General features: G+C 51.4%; 14 protein-coding genes. 6 read left to right on the top strand and 8 right to left on the bottom strand.

Features of this window, described 5'->3' with window-relative positions; genetic code table 11:
- Positions 1-140 precede the first annotated feature (140 nt).
- Complete coding sequence (locus tag NQ546_RS12710; RefSeq protein WP_039953271.1) at positions 141-638, bottom strand: HU family DNA-binding protein; 498 nt, start codon at positions 636-638, stop codon at positions 141-143.
- Positions 639-1,295: 657 nt separating this feature from the next.
- Between NQ546_RS12710 and NQ546_RS12705 the strand changes: the two genes are divergently transcribed.
- Both NQ546_RS12705 and NQ546_RS12700 read left to right on the top strand, forming a co-directional pair.
- Positions 1,296-1,511, top strand: a complete 216-nt coding sequence (locus NQ546_RS12705) for a hypothetical protein (protein WP_021939675.1) — start codon at positions 1,296-1,298, stop codon at positions 1,509-1,511.
- Between the two features lie 89 nt (positions 1,512-1,600).
- A complete protein-coding gene (locus tag NQ546_RS12700) occupies positions 1,601-1,846 on the top strand; it encodes a DUF4248 domain-containing protein (protein WP_004290734.1) in 246 nt (81 codons plus the stop codon).
- Positions 1,847-2,190: 344 nt separating this feature from the next.
- Here the strand turns inward: NQ546_RS12700 and NQ546_RS12695 are convergent, their stop codons facing one another.
- Both NQ546_RS12695 and NQ546_RS12690 read right to left on the bottom strand, forming a co-directional pair.
- Positions 2,191-4,725, bottom strand: a complete 2,535-nt coding sequence (locus NQ546_RS12695) for a DUF3987 domain-containing protein (protein WP_004290735.1) — start codon at positions 4,723-4,725, stop codon at positions 2,191-2,193.
- Between the two features lie 233 nt (positions 4,726-4,958).
- Complete coding sequence (locus NQ546_RS12690; RefSeq protein ID WP_004290736.1) at positions 4,959-5,120, bottom strand: hypothetical protein; 162 nt, start codon at positions 5,118-5,120, stop codon at positions 4,959-4,961.
- Between the two features lie 398 nt (positions 5,121-5,518).
- On the opposite strand from NQ546_RS12690, the gene NQ546_RS12685 reads away from it, so the two are divergent.
- Complete coding sequence (locus NQ546_RS12685; protein WP_039953272.1) at positions 5,519-8,725, top strand: TonB-dependent receptor; 3,207 nt, start codon at positions 5,519-5,521, stop codon at positions 8,723-8,725.
- A 102-nt stretch (positions 8,726-8,827) separates the two neighbouring features.
- On the opposite strand, the gene NQ546_RS12680 is transcribed toward NQ546_RS12685, so the two are convergent.
- From NQ546_RS12680 to NQ546_RS12660, 5 genes are all read right to left on the bottom strand, one after another.
- The gene (locus tag NQ546_RS12680; RefSeq protein WP_004290739.1) at positions 8,828-9,943 is read right to left on the bottom strand and encodes an endonuclease/exonuclease/phosphatase family protein; all 1,116 of its coding nucleotides are present in this window, start codon (positions 9,941-9,943) and stop codon (positions 8,828-8,830) included.
- A gap of 52 nt (positions 9,944-9,995) precedes the next feature.
- The gene (locus NQ546_RS12675) at positions 9,996-10,952 is read right to left on the bottom strand and encodes a D-2-hydroxyacid dehydrogenase (RefSeq protein WP_004290740.1); all 957 of its coding nucleotides are present in this window, start codon (positions 10,950-10,952) and stop codon (positions 9,996-9,998) included.
- A 61-nt stretch (positions 10,953-11,013) separates the two neighbouring features.
- The gene (locus NQ546_RS12670) at positions 11,014-12,285 is read right to left on the bottom strand and encodes a replication-associated recombination protein A (protein WP_004290741.1); all 1,272 of its coding nucleotides are present in this window, start codon (positions 12,283-12,285) and stop codon (positions 11,014-11,016) included.
- A 6-nt stretch (positions 12,286-12,291) separates the two neighbouring features.
- The gene (locus NQ546_RS12665) at positions 12,292-14,877 is read right to left on the bottom strand and encodes a DUF5686 and carboxypeptidase-like regulatory domain-containing protein (RefSeq protein WP_004294317.1); all 2,586 of its coding nucleotides are present in this window, start codon (positions 14,875-14,877) and stop codon (positions 12,292-12,294) included.
- A 102-nt stretch (positions 14,878-14,979) separates the two neighbouring features.
- Positions 14,980-16,074 carry a UDP-N-acetyl glucosamine 2-epimerase gene (locus NQ546_RS12660; RefSeq protein WP_004290743.1) on the bottom strand — a complete coding sequence of 365 codons (1,095 nt, stop codon included), beginning with the start codon at positions 16,072-16,074 and terminating at the stop codon, positions 14,980-14,982.
- A 79-nt stretch (positions 16,075-16,153) separates the two neighbouring features.
- On the opposite strand from NQ546_RS12660, the gene NQ546_RS12655 reads away from it, so the two are divergent.
- The 3 genes from NQ546_RS12655 to NQ546_RS12645 all read left to right on the top strand — a co-directional run bounded on the left by NQ546_RS12655 (position 16,154) and on the right by NQ546_RS12645 (position 19,580).
- Positions 16,154-16,789, top strand: coding sequence for a trimeric intracellular cation channel family protein (locus tag NQ546_RS12655; protein WP_004290744.1), 636 nt, complete (start codon positions 16,154-16,156; stop codon positions 16,787-16,789).
- Positions 16,790-17,135: 346 nt separating this feature from the next.
- On the top strand, positions 17,136-17,639 hold the full coding sequence (locus NQ546_RS12650; protein ID WP_004290746.1) for an RNA polymerase sigma factor: 504 nt from the start codon (positions 17,136-17,138) through the stop codon (positions 17,637-17,639).
- A 165-nt stretch (positions 17,640-17,804) separates the two neighbouring features.
- Entirely contained in the window at positions 17,805-19,580 is a 1,776-nt protein-coding gene (locus NQ546_RS12645; RefSeq protein ID WP_004290747.1) for an oxaloacetate decarboxylase, read from the top strand.
- The last annotated feature ends 42 nt before the right edge of the window (positions 19,581-19,622 follow it).

The raw sequence follows: 19,622 nt of genomic DNA, 5'->3' as shown, positions 1-19,622 counted from the left end.
AAATTCAACTACTGATTCGCATTAATTGTGAATGATTGCTTTGCAATTGCGAATTGTTACTTTGTAATTGCGAATTGTTGCTTTGTTCCCCCCCTCATACACAGGGAGAGGGGGAAACCGGATAGCTTTCCTTGCGGGACTTATCCCAGCGGATTTTCTTCTTCTCCGTCGTCACCGCTGCCGCTGCCACCGCCACCGGAGGGACCGTCCTCTTTGGGGTTGTAGAGGCTGAACGCCACGTTGTTGGGGCTGCCTTTGGTGGTGGCTCCGGAGTCGTTGACAAGGCGCAGACCGCTGTCGGTGAGGAAGCGGATGTTCACTTTGTCGATGTTCTTTACGGTGCATTCTTCCGAGCTGGCGGTTCCTTTGCTGTGGAAAGTGGTGTAGAACACACCGAGGCCGTCCAGTTTTACGCTGTCGCCGTCTGTCAGCTTGCGTTTGATGTTGCGTACAAGGGCGGTGACCACGTGTTCCACGTCTTCGGCGGACATACCGCCCAGTTCTTCAATCTCTTGCGCGATGCGCTTGGTGTTGTACAGGCGGGAGTTGTTGGCTTTCCGCTTCAGGTAGTACAGCTGCGGGGAAGTCTTGTCACCGACCTTCTGATAGCGTTGCACAGGTTCTACGATGATTGCCATAATGAAGTTAGTTTTTTTCTAATGTTAATACTGATTGATTGTCTCTGACGGTTGGAGGAGAAGAAGTCTCCGCGGCGATATTCCTTACCTCGTTTCGTTGAAACAAAGATACGGCAGAGGAAAGGCGGAAAATACGATTCGGTAAGGTTGGGTAAGGTTTAGTAACGATAAGTACGCTTTAGTAACGATAAGTATGTCTTAACAATGCTGTGTATGCCTTAACAATGCTGTGCATGCCTTAACAATGCTGTGCATGCCTTAACGATACTGTGCATGCCTTAACGGTGCTGTGCATGCCTTAACAATGCTGTGCATGCCTTAACAATACTGTGTATGCCTTAACAGTGCTGTGTATGCCTTAACGATGCTGCGTATGCCTTAACAATGCTGTGCATACCTTAACAAATGCTGTGCATCCATTAGTAATAATATATAGGTTGTTTCCTTTTATTTCTCCGGTAGTCGTATTTTTTTGCTCCGATATTGTATTAATTTATAATAATCATGCAAATAATAACCAAAAAGTGTTATCTTTGAGCATCTTTCTTTCTGAAAGGGGAGTGAGGTATGTGTTTTTTGAGGGGTTTTCCCTTAGGTGTTTTTGTGTAAAGTTGATAAGATATTTCCTCACATAAACTAAAAAAATATAACAGATCAATGGATAAATGTCCTGTATGTGCCTGCCTCATGAAGCGGGATTTGGAAGAGGCCGCCGATCCTTATGAATTTCTCGATGAGAACTTTTCTATTCCCGGTATTCTTGACAATTTGGATAAACTCTCCCCGAAAGAACTGAAATGTGCCTGTTGCCTGTTTGGGACGGCATTGCAGCAAGCCCGCAAGAAGAAAAAAAGAAAGTGGTATCGGAGATGAATTTCTCCGGGTTTGATTGCTTATCTCGCTGAAAATCACTATCTTTATGTCTCCAATCCGAATGAAAATTACACTAATGGAGACTCTGTATGGGAAAGCCCGATGAAGATATTGTAGAGAAAGCCTTTGTGGTGCGCAGCTACGGCAAGGGCGAATTGGCAAGCATGTATATAGACGGTGTGCAGCAGCAGACAGCCGTCAAGCAGTTCAACGAATGGATACGTACCGCGCCCGGACTGGAGCAGCAGTTGCAGGAAACGGGCATGGCGCCTACCGCACGACGGTACACGCCCGCACAAGTGCGGCTCATCATAGGGGTGCTGGGAACACCATGACCCCATGTTTCGCAGAATGAATGTTTTCCGTTTCGCAGGACGAAACTTCCCGCTTCGCAGGACAAAACTTTTCATCCCGTAGGACGAAACTTACCGTCTTACGGGATGAAATTATTTATCCCGCAAGGGGAAATTATCTGTCTCACAGGAAGAAATAGGATGTTATATAGGCTGTCGAGTGCTAATTCCTTGTCATACATAGATGCTTTCTTTTAGAATTCGTTGTTTCGGGCGGCTGTTCATGCGTTCGCATATTCTTATCAGGTTCATTTTTGTCCTTATTTTTCCAAAGAGCCCCCGCCCGTCGAATTGTCGGGGCGAGGGTTCATTTAGGGTTCATTTCCTTATAGCCCCTGTTTACCTTGCCTTTTTCTGCGTTTTCGGTACTTATCTTTCTGTTTCACAACGAGTTCTTGTTCAACGGCCTTTCTCAGGTAACGTTTGGCTGTGGACACAGATATGCCGAGTTCTTTGGCGGCATTGATGAAGTCGATGTAAGAAAAAATCCTCGGTAATTTCTTGAGAACGTCTTCAAACTGGTGGAATTTACGCATGGCTACCGGCGGGTGTCCGGTGTCGGGCAGCGAAGTGCCCAGCAGCAGGCTGTGCTCGATGACGGTGGCTATAATCTGCATGGCGGTGTCGAAGTCGGCATCGGTGCAGCAGTATTCCTTGGCATAGCGGTAGTCGTCCCACTTGCGGAAGATGGTGAGGATGGACGCGAGGCGCATGGCAAGCAGTCCATGACGGAAGACGATGCTGGTGGGGAACTCCTTTCCTTCCACCAGGGCCGACTTGAGCCACACGCCGAACTGTTGCGTATGGCGTTCCCATTGTCCGGGGGTGAAGGTGACGAGGGTGGGGGATTCCAGCAGCAACTTGTGCATCTCGAAGAGTTTCTTTCCCAGCGTATGGAAGTGTTCGCGCAGATCCACGCGTCCTTCGCCGGGGGCACACGTCTCCCAATGGGGGTTGAGCTGGCGGGTGTAGATGAGGAAACGACTGTACAGACCGTTTTCGTGGCTGCGGAAGAAGCCGGTGAACTGCTCCGGTGTGCCGGACATGATGAGTGCCAGGTGGGGACGGGGAACGACTATCGGGTCGCCGTCTATCTTGTACGACTGTGAGATTTCCTCGTGGTGGGCAGCCTTGCAGAGGATGTCCTCATACTTGCCGTAGTCCTGTGCGAGCGAGGAGATGAGGGTGTTGATTTCGGTGGACGACATGTGGCAGCCGAGTTCGCCGTTGGTGGCGAGCTGCTCCAGCAGACGGCTCTTGCTGGTGGTGGAGGAGGTCTTCAGGTATTTGGCTTTGGGTTCTTCGGGCTTCTTGTCGGAGTCGGGAGAACGGTGTTCGCGCAGTGCCTGATGTACTTCGGCTTCCCATGCCATTTGGGCTTTCTCGAAGGCTTTCTTCTGATCGCGACGCTGGCGGTCGTAATATTCCTGGGTGGCATCGAGCAGACTGAGGATGAATGCCACGACGCCCTTTCCGGCTGCTGCGTTTGCCACGAGGGCATGGTAGAAGTGGGAAGAGTAGAGGGCGTTCTTGTAGAAGAAGCTGACACCGGGGAAGAGGGCGCTGCAACAGTTAAGGCTGCCAAGCAGTATGATGTCGCGTTCGCGCGGGTCGGAAGCGTATTGCACACAGTCTTTCAGGAATTGGGGCAGACCGCTGTATGCGCTGTCGGGAATGTAGGGAGACTGGGCACGAAGTTCGTTGTTTTTTTCCAACAAATCTTCTTCTTCGGAGCCCGCATCGGGCGGCTCGGCGGGGTCATAAGGGAAATGAACCCTATTTGAACCCTCGCCGGGAATTTCCGTTTTTTGCGGAAGAGAGTCAATGAATTGATAACCAGCGGTTATGCGTTGACGGATGTCTTCGGCTGTGAAATCGGTTGCAGCATAGCGGCGGATGAAGAGGCTGATAACTTCTTCCAACTCCTTTTTTGAAAAACCTTTACTGCGAGACACACGACCCAGCTTCAACGCAAGGTCGTTTCGCTCACCACGACGGAAGGGGTTGCGGTGCTCAAAGTCGTTGAGGAATTGCACCAGAAAACCGGGAGCTGTTGCTCCTGATGCTGATTTTTCTGAGTTTGTCACTCCTGAGTCTGTCACTCCTGAGATTGCTCCTCCTGAAACAGTTCTTCCTGAGTCTGTCACTTCTGAGATTGCTCCTCCTGAAACAGCTTTTCCTGAGTCTGTCACTTCTGAGATTATTCCTCTTGAAACAGTTCCTCCTGCATTTGCTGCTGTTTCTGAAATTGTTCCCGCTTCCTTTCCCGTTTCTTCTCCCCACTGCATCTTGAAAGTCTCCGCATCGGGATTGTAATACGCATCTGCGTCCCACGAATAGAAGCTGGGTTGTGTCAGGATCTTGCATTTGGAGTCGTAGTTGTGTGCGGCATGCCGGCTGACGGCTTCTCCTACGGCGGCATAAAGCTGCTCATAGTTCCGCATCACATCTTCGGCTGCCACGCGTACAAACGCCCGTACGCCGTTCTGCGAGAAACTCTTGTGCACCACTGTCACGTAGGGCAGTTCGCAGAGCAGCCGGCACACTTCGGCGGTGCGCAGCAGGGTGTGGTCCATGTCTATCTGGAGCAGTCCGCTGTGCTTGACGAGGTTCTTCACTGCGTGTCCGCCGCTGCACACTCCGGCGGGTACGATGCAGGGCATCCCGTCCTTCACCCTCTGCGCTTCGGCTTCATGCCCCGGCAGGGCGGCAAGGCGGCGGTATTCCTCCACCTGCGCCTTGAATGTGTTGCTACGCACTTTGTTTACATACTCTTGCAGACTGATGGTCTGTGATTGTTTGCTTCGGACTGAGCCGAACTCGGAGATTTTCACTTCTCCTTCCGTACATGTAATTGCCATGTCTTGTTTTTATAAAATGAATACTTATTGAAGCAGACTTCTGCTCCCGCCGCTTGCAATTTATGGCGGAGGGAGAGAATATGTCCGTTCAATGTTTATTACCGCAAATGTACTGAAAATAAGATAGATGCTTTGTCCTGTTTATACACTTTACGACACCTATTGCGGTGTGCTGCAACACTTTGACTTTGTAAATATGTATAAACATCGTTTTGGCCGTTATTTGTGCTTTGTTAACGATTCAGGGACTTTTCCCGCTCTTTTTCCCTCTGTTCCAGCTTTTTTTCGTAGGCCTTAATCAGCTTCTCGCAGTTTTTCACTATACGCTTCAGCGTGTGATAGGCTTCGTCGCTCACCTCATACTTCCCGTCGGTTACGGTTTTGATACACTCCATGGCTTTTCTGACATGCTTCAGATATGCCCAACCTTCTTTTTTTTAGTTTCCATCATAATGAATTATTTTTAGGATAAAGGCGGCAAAGGTATTTAATTTTTTTTCATTGCAGCGAACTTCTGCTTCCGCTTTTCCGTCATGCCTTGCATACGGTGCACTTCTCTTTCTGCTCTTCCCTCATGCCTTGCATACAGTGAACTTCTGCTTCTGCTCTTACATACGGTGCACTTCTCTTCCGCTGCTTTTCCGTTACACCTTATTATATAATACATCTTTCTGCTTCAGAATAATTTCTTAAAAAATGTAGCAGAATTGTAATGCTTTTACATATATTTTTGCGTACCTTTGCAAGTGTTTTAAGAAATATAACATTTTTCAAAAACCAATTAGAAACAATTATGTTAAAAAGAATGAGAGTTATTTTTACGCTGATGCTGGTCTTGGCGGCTATGGGCGTAAATGCACAGGTCACCACCTCGGCCATTAGCGGCAAGGTGACCGACGAACAGAATGAAACTGTAATCGGAGCGACGGTTATAGCTGTTCATGAACCTTCGGGCACACAGTATGGCGCTGTCACCAACGTGGACGGACGCTATACGATGCAAGGTATGCGTACCGGCGGCCCGTACAAACTTACAGTGTCCTACGTGGGCTATCAAAGTGCCGCCTTTACGGGCATCATGCTGGAACTGGGCAACACCTATACGCAGAACGTGAAACTGACTCCCAGCTCGGAACTGCTGGACGAAGTAGTGGTGGTGGCAGAAGCCAAAGCCGCTGCCGGAGCCGGACAGAACTTCTCACTGGGAAAGATTGAGAACACACCGACCGTAGACCGCAACGTCTACGACATCGTGAAGAACATGCCTTTCGCCATGCCTTCCAAAATCGGCGGTATGACGTTTGCAGGCTCCAACAACCGCTACAACAGCTTCCAGATAGACGGTACGGTGAGCAACGACGTATTCGGCCTTGCCTCTTCAGGAACCAACGGAGGACAGACCGGAGCCAACCCCATCTCAATGGATGCCATTCAGGAAATACAGGTAGTAGTAGCACCCTTCGACGTTCGCCAAAGCGGATTCACAGGCGGCGGCATCAACGCCATCACCAAGCAGGGTACGAACACCACCAAAGGATCGGCCTACACCTACTTCAACAACCAGTTCATGTATGGCAAGTACAGCGCCGTACGCGACTATGCCAAGAGCGAACTCGGACAGCAGTTCACACGCACCTTCGGCGGCACACTGGGCGGAGCAATCGTGAAGGACAAACTGTTCTACTTCGTAAGCGCCGAAGCACAGAAAGAGTCTTATCCCGCCAGCATCTATCCGGGATACATCAACTCCTACCTCACTTCGGCCACAGCCAAGCAGATTGCCGATAAATACAAGGAATATACAGGCATCGACGAAGCCTACTCACAGCGCGACGTAGACCGCAAGTCCTTCGGCTTGCTGGCACGTGTGGACTGGAACATCAATCAGGACCACAAACTGGCACTGCGCTACCAGCACAACAACTCCTTCGATGACAACTATTCTCCCGGAGCATACTCCTACGTGTTCAACAACAGCGGCTACCGCATGAACAACAAGACCAACTCCATCGTTGCCGAACTGAACTCACGCCTCGGACAGAACCTCTACAACGAGTTCCGCGCCTCGGCCAGCTTCGTTCGCGACAACCGCGAAGTGGCCTATCAGGGACCCACCGTACAGATTGAAAACGTGAAAGGAAACGACGGCAAAACCAACATCACCGCCAACATCGGTACGGAATTCTCCTCCGGAGCCAACAAACTGGATCAGGACATCTATACCTTCGAGGACAACCTCTCATGGTATTTGGGAAGCCATACGATGACCTTCGGTACGCACAACGAAATCTACCGCATGAGCAACCTCTTCATTCAGGCCGTAAACGGTTCATGGTACTTCAACTCTTTGGACAACTTCCTGAACGATGCACCTTATAAATATACGTATAAGTACACCAACCCCGAACTGACAGGCGGTGACCTCCGCTACGCCCCCATCATGAAGTCGGGACAGTTCGGCTTCTATGCACAGGACAAGTGGAACATCAACACCAACCTTGAGTTGACCTACGGTATCCGCTTTGACATCCCCTTGCTCTTCAACGACCCCACAACGAACGAAGCCTTCAATACATTCGCTGCCGACAACGACATCACATCGCGCGTAGGCGAAATGCCGGGCGCCAAAGTGCTGGTTTCTCCGCGCGTAGGCTTCCGCTGGTATACGGACGACTCTCACAAGACACTGATCCGCGGCGGTGTGGGCATCTTCACCGGACGCGTACCTTTCGTTTGGTTGTCCAACGCCTACAACAATACGGGCATGGAGTCCATGGGTACTACCATCGAACCCAAACAAGGCAACAACCACACCAATACGGCTCCTTCACTGGCACAATATGCCAAAGATCCTATGGGAGCAGCCACATCGGTGGAAACCGGAGCTTTGAGACCGGACATCGTTACCGTAGACAAAGGCTTCAAGTATCCGCAAGTGTTGCGTGCCAACCTCGCACTGGAACAACGCCTGCCGGGTGACGTGAAACTGACTCTGGAGGGTATCTACTCCAAGACCATGAACAACGTGTTCTTTGAGAATCTCGCACTGAACAACAACGGCGAGAAGGTATATGCCATCCCCGGTGTGGAAGCATCTGCCGCTCCTTTCTACTCCAAGACCAAGAGCAATTACTACTCCATCGTGAACCTGAGAAATACGAACAAGGGCTATACCTACGCTTTCTCCGCTTCATTGGCGAAGAGCTTTGACTTCGGTCTGGACATGTCGGCATCTTATACCTTCGGACGTTCCAAGTCTGTGAATGACGGTACAAGCTCGGTGGCTTACTCCAACTGGAAGTATAACTACTCCCGCGACACCAACTCCGAAAACGAACTCGGCTTCTCCAAGTTCGATGTTCCTCACCGCCTCATGGCACAGCTCTCTTACACCACTCCGAAGTATCTGAACGGCTGGACAAGCACCACCATTTCCGTTATCTACAACGGTTTCTCCGGTAGCCGTTACAGCCTGACGATGAACGAAGTCAGCGACTTCAACGGTGACGGCCAGAAAGGTAACTCATTGCTTTACATCCCTACCGAAGCCGAACTGGACAACATGAACTTCGTGGATAATAAGGATAAAAATGGCAAACTGATTATGAGCGCAGCAGACAGCCGTAAAGCCTTCACCGAATGGGTGAACAACGACGACTATGCCAAGAACCACCGCGGACAGTATGCCGAACGCAACTCCAACCTGAGCAACTGGGAACATGAGATAGACCTGCACTTGGCGCAAACCATCTACAACGCTCAAGGACTGGGCAAACTGGAATTTACATTCGACATCATCAACTTTGCCAACATGCTGAACAAGAAGTGGGGCGCAAGCTACAGCTCTGCCTACAACTTGTCACCGCTGACAGTGGTAAGCCTGAGTACGGATGAAAATGGTAACAGAAACCCGGGTTACGCATTTAATAATGCCAAAATCAACAAGAGTGACATCTCTTCACGCTGGCATGCACAAGTGGGCATCCGCTTGACTTTCTAAAGCCATTTTTTTTGTTTTTCTATATTTTAGTAAAGGCTATTCCGGGAAACCGGGATAGCCTTTTTTAATATACTCTTTCTCTTTTGTATATCCTTTTGCGCTTTAGTATTTCACCGTAAATATCACCGGATTGTGGTCGCTGCACAGATCCAGATCGGGAGAGTAATAGTCGGTGCAGTCCAGTTTGGACGAATGGAAAGCATAGTCGATGCGCAGCATGCGTTTGGCGTAGCGGTAGGTGTACATATATCCATGTCCGCCTGTCTTGAAACCGTCTTGGAGGATTCCGGACAGTTGGCGGTAGGTGTAGGACGAGGGTAGGGAGTTGAAGTCTCCGCACACCAGTACGGGGTGCGGACTGGCGATGACAAGGCGGACGATGCTGTCGGTTTGGGCGGCACGCTTCACGAAGTTCTCGTGCAGGGTTTCCGCAGCATCCTGTACGGCTTGCGCTTCGCGGCGGGTGTCGTTGGCAGCGAGTTCGCGTTCCCACTTCCTGCGGTTCTGACTGACGCTGGTGGTCTGCAAGTGATTGTTCAGCAGGCGGAGGGTGTCTGCACCCAGAACAATGTCGCACGCCATGCTGCAATTGGAGCTTCGTGGGTAGGTGATGAAACGTCCTTCCGCAAGCGGGTAGCGGCTGAATACGGCAACGGGGAGAATGCCGCGAATGGAGTCGTCCGCAGGAATAAGGGCGTAGGGCCAGTGCGAAAGGGCGCGGCGCAGACTGTCTGTCGTGAAGTGGGGATTGTCTCCGAACTCTTGGAAGCAAAGCACATCGACATGACGCTGCTGCATGTACCGGGCTATTTCCTTGCAGGAGTATCCGGTGATTTCGTTGCCGAAATGATGTACGTTGTAGGTGGCTACGGTGAGGCAGCCGCCGGACTTGCCTTCCCGGTTCGGCGCCGGAGCAGTGGCAGGCACATCATCATCGGTGGAACCGAACCGGACGACTGCCGTCAGATATTCCCAGTTGAAGAAGAAGGCTGCCAAAGGAACGATAGCCCACTTCTTGCGTGCCAGCGCCCAGCAAAGGGCTGTTATCAGGCAGGAGACCAGTAATATCGGTACGGCAAGTCCCAGCAGGGGCATCACCACAGAGCTGTCCGGATGATAATGTCCGGAACGGGATGCTGCAATGGTAACGGCAGCCAGCATCCACGTGGCACCTACCGGCATCCAACGCAAGAGTCCTTTGACAGCGGATTTTCCCATAAACGAGATTTTAGAGGTTAGCGATTAGTGATTAGGGTTTAGTGATTAGTTTTTACTTTGTCACTGCATTAATCACTTTTCCGTCCAGAAACGCTTTCACATTGTCCAGCATGATCTGCATGAGGCGTTCGCGTGCTGCGGCGCTTGCCCATGCGATGTGTGGGGTGATGTAGCAGTTCTTGGCGGTGAGCAACGGGTTGTCGGGGCGGGGCGGCTCTTGTGAGAGCACATCCAGTCCGGCGGCAAGGATAGTGCCGTTGTTCAGGGCGTCGGCAAGGTCTTGTTCGTTGATGAGCGGGCCTCGTCCGGTGTTGATGAGGATGGCGTTGGGCTTCATCTGCTTCAGGCGGGCGGCATTAACCAGTTCGCGGGTGGAGTCGGTGAGGGGACAGTGCAGACTGATGATGTCGCAGTTGGCAAAGAGTTCGTCGAGCTCCGTCTTTCTGATTTCGGGGGGAAGCTGGAAGGTGGATTTGGAGGTGTAGGCATGCACTTCCATGCCGAAACCGATGGCAATGCGGGCGGTGTTGTAGCCGGTTTGTCCCAAGCCGATGATACCGATCTTCTTGCCGCGCAGTTCAATGAGCGGAGTGTCCCAGAAGCAGAAGTCGGGATTGCTGCTCCAACGTCCCTTGCGCACTTCGTCGGTGTAGTGCTGCACTTGCTGGGCTATGTTGAGGATGTGCGCAAAGACCATCTGGGCTACGGAAGGGGTGCTGTATGCCGGGATGTTGGTGACGACAATGCCCCGTTCTTTGGCAGCGGCAATATCGACAACGTTGTATCCGGTGGCAAGGACGCCGATGTATTTCAGATGGGGCAGCGCAGCTATGGTATCTGCGTTGAGCACAACTTTATTGGTCAGCAGAATATCCGCTCCGGCAGCGCGTTCCGTAACTTCCGAAGGTGCAGTGCGGTCGTAAACAATGCACTCTCCCAAACTTTTCAATTCGTCCCAGGAAAGATCTCCGGGATTGGCGGCATAACCGTCGAGAACTACTATTTTCATGATTATCGGTGATTTGGTGTTAATACTTACAGTTTAATCTTATGCTAAGTGCCTCCTGTCCCTAATCATTCCCTTTCTTTCCCCATAGGGCTTGCATCCTTTCTTTGTGCTTTTGTTCGGCGGGATTGTCCTGCGGTTGCCAGATGCGGTGGTCTTTCAGGTCGTCGGGCAGGAACTGCTGGCGGACAAAGTTGCCGGGATAGTCGTGGGCATATTTATAGTTGTCGCCGTAGCCAAGCTGTTTCATCAGTTGGGTGGGGGCGTTGCGCAGGTGCAGGGGGACGGGCAGGTTGCCTGTCTGCCGCACCAGGGAGAGGGCATCGTTGATTGCCATGTAGGCGGAGTTGCTTTTGGGGCTGGTGGCGAGGTAGATGGTGGTCTCTGCCAGTGGGATGCGTCCTTCGGGCCAGCCCACTTTCATGATGGTGTCGAAGCAGGCATTGGCAAGCAACAGGGCGTTGGGGTTTGCCAGTCCGATGTCCTCGGAAGCGGAGATGACAAGGCGACGGGCTATGAAAGCGGGGTCTTCACCGCCTTCCACCATGCGTGCCAGCCAGTAGATGGCTCCGTCGGGGTCGCTGCCGCGAATGGACTTGATGAAGGCGGAGATGATGTCGTAGTGCATTTCGCCGTCTTTGTCGTAGGCAAGGGGATTCTGCTGGAGGCGTTCGGTCACCATCTCATCGGTGATGACCACAGGGTCGCCGGCTTCGGACTGCACAACGAGGTCGAGGATGTTGAGCAGCTTACGGGCATCGCCGCCACTGTAACGGAGCATGGCGGTAGTCTCCCTGAGCTCTATCTGCCGTTCTTTCAGTTGGACATCCGTCGTTACGGCACGTTGCAGGAGTTCCAGCAGGTCGTCTTTCTCCAGCGATTTCAGCACGTAGAGCTGGCAGCGCGACAGCAGCGGACGGATCACCTCGAACGAGGGGTTCTCGGTGGTGGCGCCTATCAGTGTCACCGTACCCTGCTCCACCGCACCAAGCAGCGAGTCTTGCTGCGACTTGCTGAAACGGTGGATTTCGTCGATGAACAGTATGGGGCTTGCCTGTGAGAAGAAACGGTTGCTCTTGGCGCGGTCTATCACGTCGCGCACATCCTTCACACCGCTGGTGACGGCGCTGAGGGTGTAGAATGGCGTTTCCAGCTTGTTGGCTATAATCTGCGCAAGCGTTGTCTTGCCCACTCCCGGAGGGCCCCACAGGATGAAGGAGGAGATGCGTCCTGCGTCAATCATCTTGCGGAGCACCGCTCCCGGTCCTACCAAGTGTTTCTGACCGATGTATTCGTCTAATGTCTTCGGTCTGAGACGTTCTGCCAATGGTTGCATAAATCGCTAAAAGATCATCAGTATCATAAACCGTACTCCGCCTTTCTTCACTCCCGGAATGTCGGTATAGGTGAGGCGGCGTACATATTCTATATGCAGCAACTTGAAGATGTTGTAGATGCCCACGCTGGCTTCGACGTAGGGCGTATGGCCCATGACATGGCTGGTGGGCATGCCGTCGCGCATAGGGAAGAGGAACAGGTCGGAATTGCTGCTTTTGTAGGGGTTGTTCTTGTCGGTCAGTGTGCCCCACATGCCGCGGATGCGGAACATCTCTCTCCACTTCAGCTTCTTGATGAGGGGAATGCGGTTGAAGAGCTTCCCGTTCATGTCGTAGCTGAGGGCGAGCGAGGCGTAACGGTCGTTCAGGAATTCCATGTTGTCGATGAGGTTGAACGATTCGTTGTTCTGGGTGATGTATGAAAGGTTTGCCATAGGCAGGTTCAGCAGCGGGAAGGGGACGGTGTTCCACTGTGCGCCAGCGCGGGCTGTGACGTCCAGCTTGCCCCATGAGCCGAACCAGAAGCGCTTGCGGATGCTGGCTTCCGTAAGGTTGAAGTTGTATTCGCCGCCCAGCACGCCTTTCAGTCCGACGGTGTGCGAAAGGGTGAAGGTGGGCGCATCCAGCGATACGGGTACGCGGCGCTGCTTGGTGTTGACAAACGTCTCACCGGGGGCATAACGCAGGGTCAGACCCAGTTCGGTGGTGGTGATGTCGTGCACCAGTGTGTTCTTCTCGTCCCATTCGCCGGGAGTGGTTCCGTTGTTCTTCCAGTATTGCAGCATGCCGGCAGGCTGGTCGTTGCGGTGGCGTGCCATGGCCTTGACGGAGAAGCCGGTGTTGGTCTCCAGTTCGTAGGTGAGGGTGGCGTCGCGCATGTACGACATCTGGTCTACGGTGGTCCATTTCCAGCCGACGAACATATTGTCCTTGTCCGTTGCCAGATACTTGTCCATGGGAGACATCACGTCGTAGGTGTACTGGAAGGCGAGGTAGTGCTTGGGGAATTCCCAAAGGACGTATTCGCGCTTGTTGAAGGAGTAGGCAGCCTGTCCGGAGTAGAACCATTTCTTGTCCCGCGTGCCGTAGGCCCCGTAACCGCTGAAACTCCAGTGAGGATGCAGGTTGCCGGTGGTCATGCCGCTGAGACGGAAGCGGGTGCCGTTCACGTAGTTACTGGTGATCATGGTGTTGATGGGTCCGAAGTCGAACTTGCTGGGGTGTTTCTTGCTTCCCGTCTCCACGAAGTTCTCTATCAGCGCCTTTGCACCGAAAATGACGTATTTGAAGCCCGGTATCTGCTCGATGCGGTTCATGAATACGTCCATGGAGCTTTCCTTCTTGGTGAGTGGTACCTGACGCACTTTGGCCCAGTATTCGTCGCTCTTGGCAAGCATGTTGGCTTCCTTGATGACGTTCCCTTTCAGGCGGAAAAGACGGGGTTCTATCTCGTCGAATTTATAGTCGCTGTACTTGGTGGTGCGCTGCACTTCCAGTCCTTGTATGCCTTTCATCAGGGCGAGCTCTACGGTCATGTCGTCGTCGGTGAGCACCCAGTTGCTGTCGGGCAGTTGCTCAAACTGCTGCACGATGTCGAGGTTCTCCACGAAGTTGACGCCTGTCTTTTTGGGCAGGTTCATAATGGCTTTCTTTACGGCGTAGGTGGAGTCTTTCACCACGTACAGGTGTCCGGTGAAGCCGAAGTCCTGTGAGTTCTGGGGCACGAAAGTGAGGTGGACGCATTCTTGCTTGTCCACCATGAGCGTGTCCATGAGGTAGAACTTGTAGAAGCTGATGGCTCCGCGTCCGATGGGGCTGACGAAGCGGCGTTGCAGCAGGCGGATGTCGTCATCGTAGATGTTGACGTCGGAAAAGACGTCGGTGAGGATCGTGCCCAGCATATCGCCTGTATTGAAGAACTCTTCGATGCCGCTGGAGTTCATACCCTCGATAATGGTCTTTTCGCTTTTGGGATTCTTACGGTAGATGGTCTTGGAGGAGGTCTCCTTAATGGAGATGGGCAGGATCATCTTGTTGGTTTTGGGCGATACCTCCACCTGATCCTTGAAGAAGGAGAATTTCTTGTAGATGCCTTTCTCCATTTTCTCCGGCGTGACGTCGTTGACGGACATCTTCATCTTCTCGTACTTCTGGTACTGGTAATAGTCGTTCTCCTCCAGCTTCAGGGCTTTCTTGTTCTCGATGACTTTCTTCATGAACTCTACGGCAGGGTTGTTCTTGCGCGAGTACTTCTCTTTCTTGGGCTTGACAACAACCTCGGAGAGCATCACGTCGGCAGGAGCCAGCTCCACGTTGAGTACTTTTGTGCCGGGGGCGAATTTCACTTTTTTGGTGATGTAACCTATGGCGGAGAATGTCAGTTCATTCCAGCCTTTACGAGTCTCTACCTGATATTCTCCCTCTGCATTGGAGATGCCTCCCACGCCTTTTCCTTCATATTGTACGGTGATGTACATCAGCGGTTCGTGGGTGAGGGAGTCTGTTATGACCCCTTTTATCTGCGCCGACACACCGGTGGAGACGGATAACAGAAGCAGGAGAAGCAGAGCTATGCTATATATTTGTTTCATACATTTCATAATCAATTTGCAAAGTTAGCAATTTGCAGTTAATCAAGAAGCAAATATTTTTTAAAGAATAAGAGGGATACTTAAGAGAGAGCGAGAGCTTTTCTATATCTTTTCTCCGTTTATCAACGTCTGTACGATGCGCTCGGCTGTACGTCCGTCCCAGCGGTCGGGCAGGGTGGTGTGTTTCCAGTCGCCATGCAGCAGTTTGTCGAGAGCGGCGGAGAGGGCAATGGAGTTCTCCCCGACGAGCTCATTGGTTCCGAAACGCCACGTTTCCGGGTGTTCGGCGTAGGTGTTGAGCGTGATGCAGGGCACATCGAGGAAAGTGGCTTCTTCGGCAATGTTGCCGGAGTCGGTCACGATGCCCTTGGCTTGGTTGATGAGGAAGCCGAAGTGCAGATAGCTCTGGGGCGGCAGAATGTGCAGGTGGGGCATGTCAAGCCCCAGTGATTTTATGGCGCGTTCCACGTAGGGATGCATGGGGGCTACGACAGGCATGTCGCCAGCCTTCGCTGCCAGCGTCTGCATCAGGGAACAGAGTACGGCTTTCTTTTCCAGCAGGTCGTGGCGGTTCAGGGTGAGCAAGAGGTAGTTTCCCTTGCGCAGTCCGAGGGTGGAGAACCATAGCGGCTGCATCAGGCGGTGGCGGTTGTAGCGGATGGTGTCGATGAGTATATTGCCCACGTAGTGGATGTATTCCGGTATCATCCCTTCTTGGTTGAGGTTGCGGTTGGCCACCATTCCGGCAGTGAAGAGGTAGTCGGAAATGGCGTCTACGATCGTGCGGTTCACCTCACGCGGCATATTCATATCGAACGAACGCGTACCGGCAATGACATGGGCTACCTTCAGACCGCGCTTCTTGGCTACGATGGCGCAGCTCATGGTGGCGGTCATGTCGTCCACCACCAGTACTACTTGGGCGGGATGTCCGTTGAGTTCCTCTTCGAAAGCGAGCATAATGGAAGCCGCCACCCGCGAATGGTCGCGTCCGCTGATGCCCAAGTAAGCGTCGGGCTTAGGCATGGCGAGGTCGGAAAAGAGCGAGGCATCCAAAGTGGTGTCGTCCTGAGGACCGGTGTAGACTATGCGATAGGATATGTTTTTACCCGCTTCTCTGGCTGCGTCTATGGCGCGGCACAGGGGGGCAATCTTCATGAAGTTGGGACGTGCGCCCGATACGATGGTTATTTTCATTGCTCATATAAATTGGTGAGACAAAAATACATTTTCTTAGGGAAATTATTTGTTACTTTGCAAAAAAAGAAATCCTTTCATGCCTACATTTGTTCAGATACTCGACTTTATTGGCACATTTGCCTTTGCCATCAGCGGCATACGCCTTGCTTCGGCGAAGCGCTTCGACTGGTTCGGCGCTTATGTGGTGGGGTTCGTAACAGCCATTGGAGGCGGTACGATACGTGATCTCCTGCTGGATGTCACTCCCGGCTGGATGACAGATCCTATTTATCTGATATGTACCGGACTGGCCTTGCTGTGGGTTATCTTCTTCGGGAAGCACCTCATACACCTGCACAACACGTTCTTCATCTTCGATACTATCGGCTTGGCACTGTTTACGGTGGTGGGAGTGGGCAAAAGCCTCTCTCTGGGCTATCCCTTCTGGGTGGCAATCATCATGGGCAGCATTACCGGAGCTGCGGGGGGCGTGATACGCGATGTCTTTATCAATGAAATTCCTCTCATATTCCGTAAAGAGATTTATGCAATGGCATGCGTGGTGGGCGGTACGGCCTACTGGATATGCGAGCTGGCGGGCATGCACTCCTACGGTTGCCAGGTGATAGGCGGGATGTCTGTGTTCATCACCCGTATCCTTGCTGTGAAATATAAGATATGTCTGCCCATACTCTCCGGAAACGACGGGGAGGAAGAGGGGAAAGAAAGCTGACTTTTAGATGCCTTTTCCGGTGCTTGTGTTTGCCTGTAATGACGGTGTGCTTTCATTACAGGCAAACATTTCTTGTGACCCCAACCTGTGTTCTTCTCTTCATAGGGCCTGTTTTTATTTATCTTATGGTAATATTACTATAATTTAGCGCTAAAATCACCTCTCACGCCCGTTTATGTTGTTTCCGCATCGCCTGAAAACTGCCAAAACAGGGGGTAATATCTGTCAAATGTTAGTTTTCACCCCAAAGACTACCCGTATTCCATCCCTCCTGATTCGGAAATTTCCGTATACTTGCAACCACTAAACCTAAACGAATATTAACCATAAAAAAAATTAGCAAAGTATGAACACTTACAGTTTTAGAAAAGATTTGCTTGCTGTGCAAGAAGAACTGCTTCGCTTTGCATACAATTTGACGTCCGATCGGGAAGAAGCGAATGATTTGTTGCAGGAGACCTCTCTTAAAGCCTTGGATAATGAAGACAAATACGAGCCCGATACCAATTTTAAAGGTTGGATGTACACCATTATGCGTAACATCTTTATCAATAACTACCGCAAGATAGTACGTGAGCAGACGTTCGTCGACCAGACCGAAAACCTGTACCACCTGAGCCTGCCGCAAGATTCCGGCTTTGCCAGTACCGAAGGAGCTTACGACCTGAAGGAAATGCACCGCATCGTCAATTCATTGCCACGTGATTATAAAGTGCCGTTTTCCATGCACGTCTCCGGATTTAAGTACCGCGAGATAGCCGAACGCCTGGGACTGCCTCTTGGAACAGTAAAAAGCCGCATCTTCTTCACAAGACAGAAGCTGCAGGAGGAATTGAAGGATTTCATTTGATAAATTAAGAATTAGAAAACTTTTAATGCTCGATTTACTAAATGATATAAAACATATCTTTTGAATAAATAATTATAGGGTTATTTTGACTATATGTCAGAATAATCCTTTATATTTGTATATACCAAGTTAACCTGATGAACAAATCGTAAATTACCTATTGCAATGAAAAAAGAAATCAAATTCAGTCTTGTTTACCGCGATATGTGGCAGTCGTCCGGTAAATATCAGCCGAGAGTGGATCAGTTGGTGCGCATCGCCCCGCTGATTATCGAAATGGGATGCTTTGCCCGCGTCGAGACCAACGGCGGAGCCTTCGAACAAGTGAACCTTCTCTATGGCGAGAACCCGAATAAAGCGGTTCGTGCCTTTACCCAACCCTTCAAGGATGCAGGCATACAGACCCATATGCTCGACCGCGGGCTGAATGCGTTGCGCATGTATCCCGTACCCGCCGACGTGCGCCGCCTGATGTACAAGGTGAAACATGCGCAAGGCGTGGACATCACCCGCATCTTCTGCGGACTGAACGAAACGCGCAACATCATCCCTTCCATCCGTTATGCACTCGAAGCCGGAATGATTCCGCAGGCAACGCTCTGCATCACCCATTCGCCTGTGCACACAGTGGAGTATTATGCCCGCATAGCCGACCAACTCATTGAGGCCGGAGCACCTGAAATCTGCTTGAAGGACATGGCGGGCATCGGTCGTCCGGGGATGCTGGGAGAACTGACGAAGACAATCAAAGAAAGGCATCCCGACGTATTGATACAGTATCATGGGCATAGCGGACCGGGACTTTCGATGGCTTCCATCCTCGAAGTCTGCGAGAATGGCGCCGATATCATAGATGTGGCCATGGAACCCATGTCGTGGGGAAAGGTGCACCCGGATGTTATTTCCGTACAGGCAATGTTGCGCGATAAGGGTTTCCAAGTGCCCGACATCAACATGAAAGCCTACATGAAAGCTCGTGCCATGACGCAGGAGTTTATAGATGACTTTCTCGGCTATTTTATGGATCCCACCAACAAGCATATGTCGTCCCTGCTCTTGAAATGCGGGCTTCCGGGCGGCATGATGGGCTCTATGATGGCAGATTTGAAAGGTGTACATTCCGGCATCAATATGATACTGAAAGGTAAGAACCAGCCCGAACTCAGCATAGACGACCTGCTGGTGATGCTCTTTGATGAAGTGGAATATGTATGGCCCAAACTGGGGTATCCGCCTTTGGTAACTCCGTTCAGCCAGTACGTCAAGAATGTGGCGCTGATGAACGTGATGCAACTGGTGAAAGGTGAAGAGCGCTGGACAATGATCGACAATCATACCTGGGACATGATTCTGGGCAAGAGTGGCCGCTTGCCGGGCGAACTGGCTCCTGAAATCATTGAACTTGCCAAATCCAAAGGCTACGAGTTTGTCGATACCGACCCGCAATCCAACTATCCGGATGCTTTGGACGACTACCGTAAAGAAATGGACGAGAACGGCTGGGAATATGGCGAGGACGATGAGGAGCTTTTTGAACTGGCCATGCACGACCGGCAATATCGTGACTATAAGTCGGGTGTTGCCAAGAAGCGTTTCCAAGATGAGCTGGAACGTGTCAAGGATGCATCTATGATGAAGAACGGATATTCGGAAGAGGAAATAAAGAAACTGAAACGGGCCAAAGCAGACCCTATCATAGCTCCGTCCAAAGGACAGGTGCTTTGGGAGGTTTCGGTAGAAGGGCCGTCGGCAGCACCGTTCATCGGACGCAAGTATCAGCATGACGAGGTGTTCTGTTATCTCTCCACCCCTTGGGGAGAATACGAAAAGGTGATGACCGGATTTACCGGTCGTGTTGTGGAAATATGTGCCCAGCAAGGCGCCAATGTCAATAAAGGAGATGTGATAGCATATATCCAAAGAAGCGATATCTTTGCGTAAATAAAAGAATAAGTGAAAAGGGCCGTATCATTGCCCTCCGAA

The sequence above is a fragment of the Bacteroides eggerthii genome, from assembly GCF_025146565.1.
Classification (GTDB): domain Bacteria; phylum Bacteroidota; class Bacteroidia; order Bacteroidales; family Bacteroidaceae; genus Bacteroides; species Bacteroides eggerthii.
This window is presented reverse-complemented; position numbering and strand designations above follow the sequence as displayed.

Bases quoted from the DNA above. Each gene is read 5' to 3' on its own strand.
- NQ546_RS12680 (WP_004290739.1), bottom strand. From the start codon at position 9,943: ATGGGAAAATCCGCTGTCAAAGGACTCTTGCGTTGGATGCCGGTAGGT.
- NQ546_RS12695 (WP_004290735.1), bottom strand. From the start codon at position 4,725: ATGGCAATTACATGTACGGAAGGAGAAGTGAAAATCTCCGAGTTCGGC.
- NQ546_RS12700 (WP_004290734.1), top strand. From the start codon at position 1,601: ATGGGAAAGCCCGATGAAGATATTGTAGAGAAAGCCTTTGTGGTGCGC.
- NQ546_RS12665 (WP_004294317.1), bottom strand. From the start codon at position 14,877: ATGAAACAAATATATAGCATAGCTCTGCTTCTCCTGCTTCTGTTATCC.
- NQ546_RS12660 (WP_004290743.1), bottom strand. From the start codon at position 16,074: ATGAAAATAACCATCGTATCGGGCGCACGTCCCAACTTCATGAAGATT.
- NQ546_RS12670 (WP_004290741.1), bottom strand. From the start codon at position 12,285: ATGCAACCATTGGCAGAACGTCTCAGACCGAAGACATTAGACGAATAC.
- NQ546_RS12685 (WP_039953272.1), top strand. From the start codon at position 5,519: ATGTTAAAAAGAATGAGAGTTATTTTTACGCTGATGCTGGTCTTGGCG.
- NQ546_RS12690 (WP_004290736.1), bottom strand. From the start codon at position 5,120: ATGGAGTGTATCAAAACCGTAACCGACGGGAAGTATGAGGTGAGCGAC.
- NQ546_RS12645 (WP_004290747.1), top strand. From the start codon at position 17,805: ATGAAAAAAGAAATCAAATTCAGTCTTGTTTACCGCGATATGTGGCAG.
- NQ546_RS12710 (WP_039953271.1), bottom strand. From the start codon at position 638: ATGGCAATCATCGTAGAACCTGTGCAACGCTATCAGAAGGTCGGTGAC.
- NQ546_RS12705 (WP_021939675.1), top strand. From the start codon at position 1,296: ATGGATAAATGTCCTGTATGTGCCTGCCTCATGAAGCGGGATTTGGAA.
- NQ546_RS12650 (WP_004290746.1), top strand. From the start codon at position 17,136: ATGAACACTTACAGTTTTAGAAAAGATTTGCTTGCTGTGCAAGAAGAA.
- NQ546_RS12675 (WP_004290740.1), bottom strand. From the start codon at position 10,952: ATGAAAATAGTAGTTCTCGACGGTTATGCCGCCAATCCCGGAGATCTT.
- NQ546_RS12655 (WP_004290744.1), top strand. From the start codon at position 16,154: ATGCCTACATTTGTTCAGATACTCGACTTTATTGGCACATTTGCCTTT.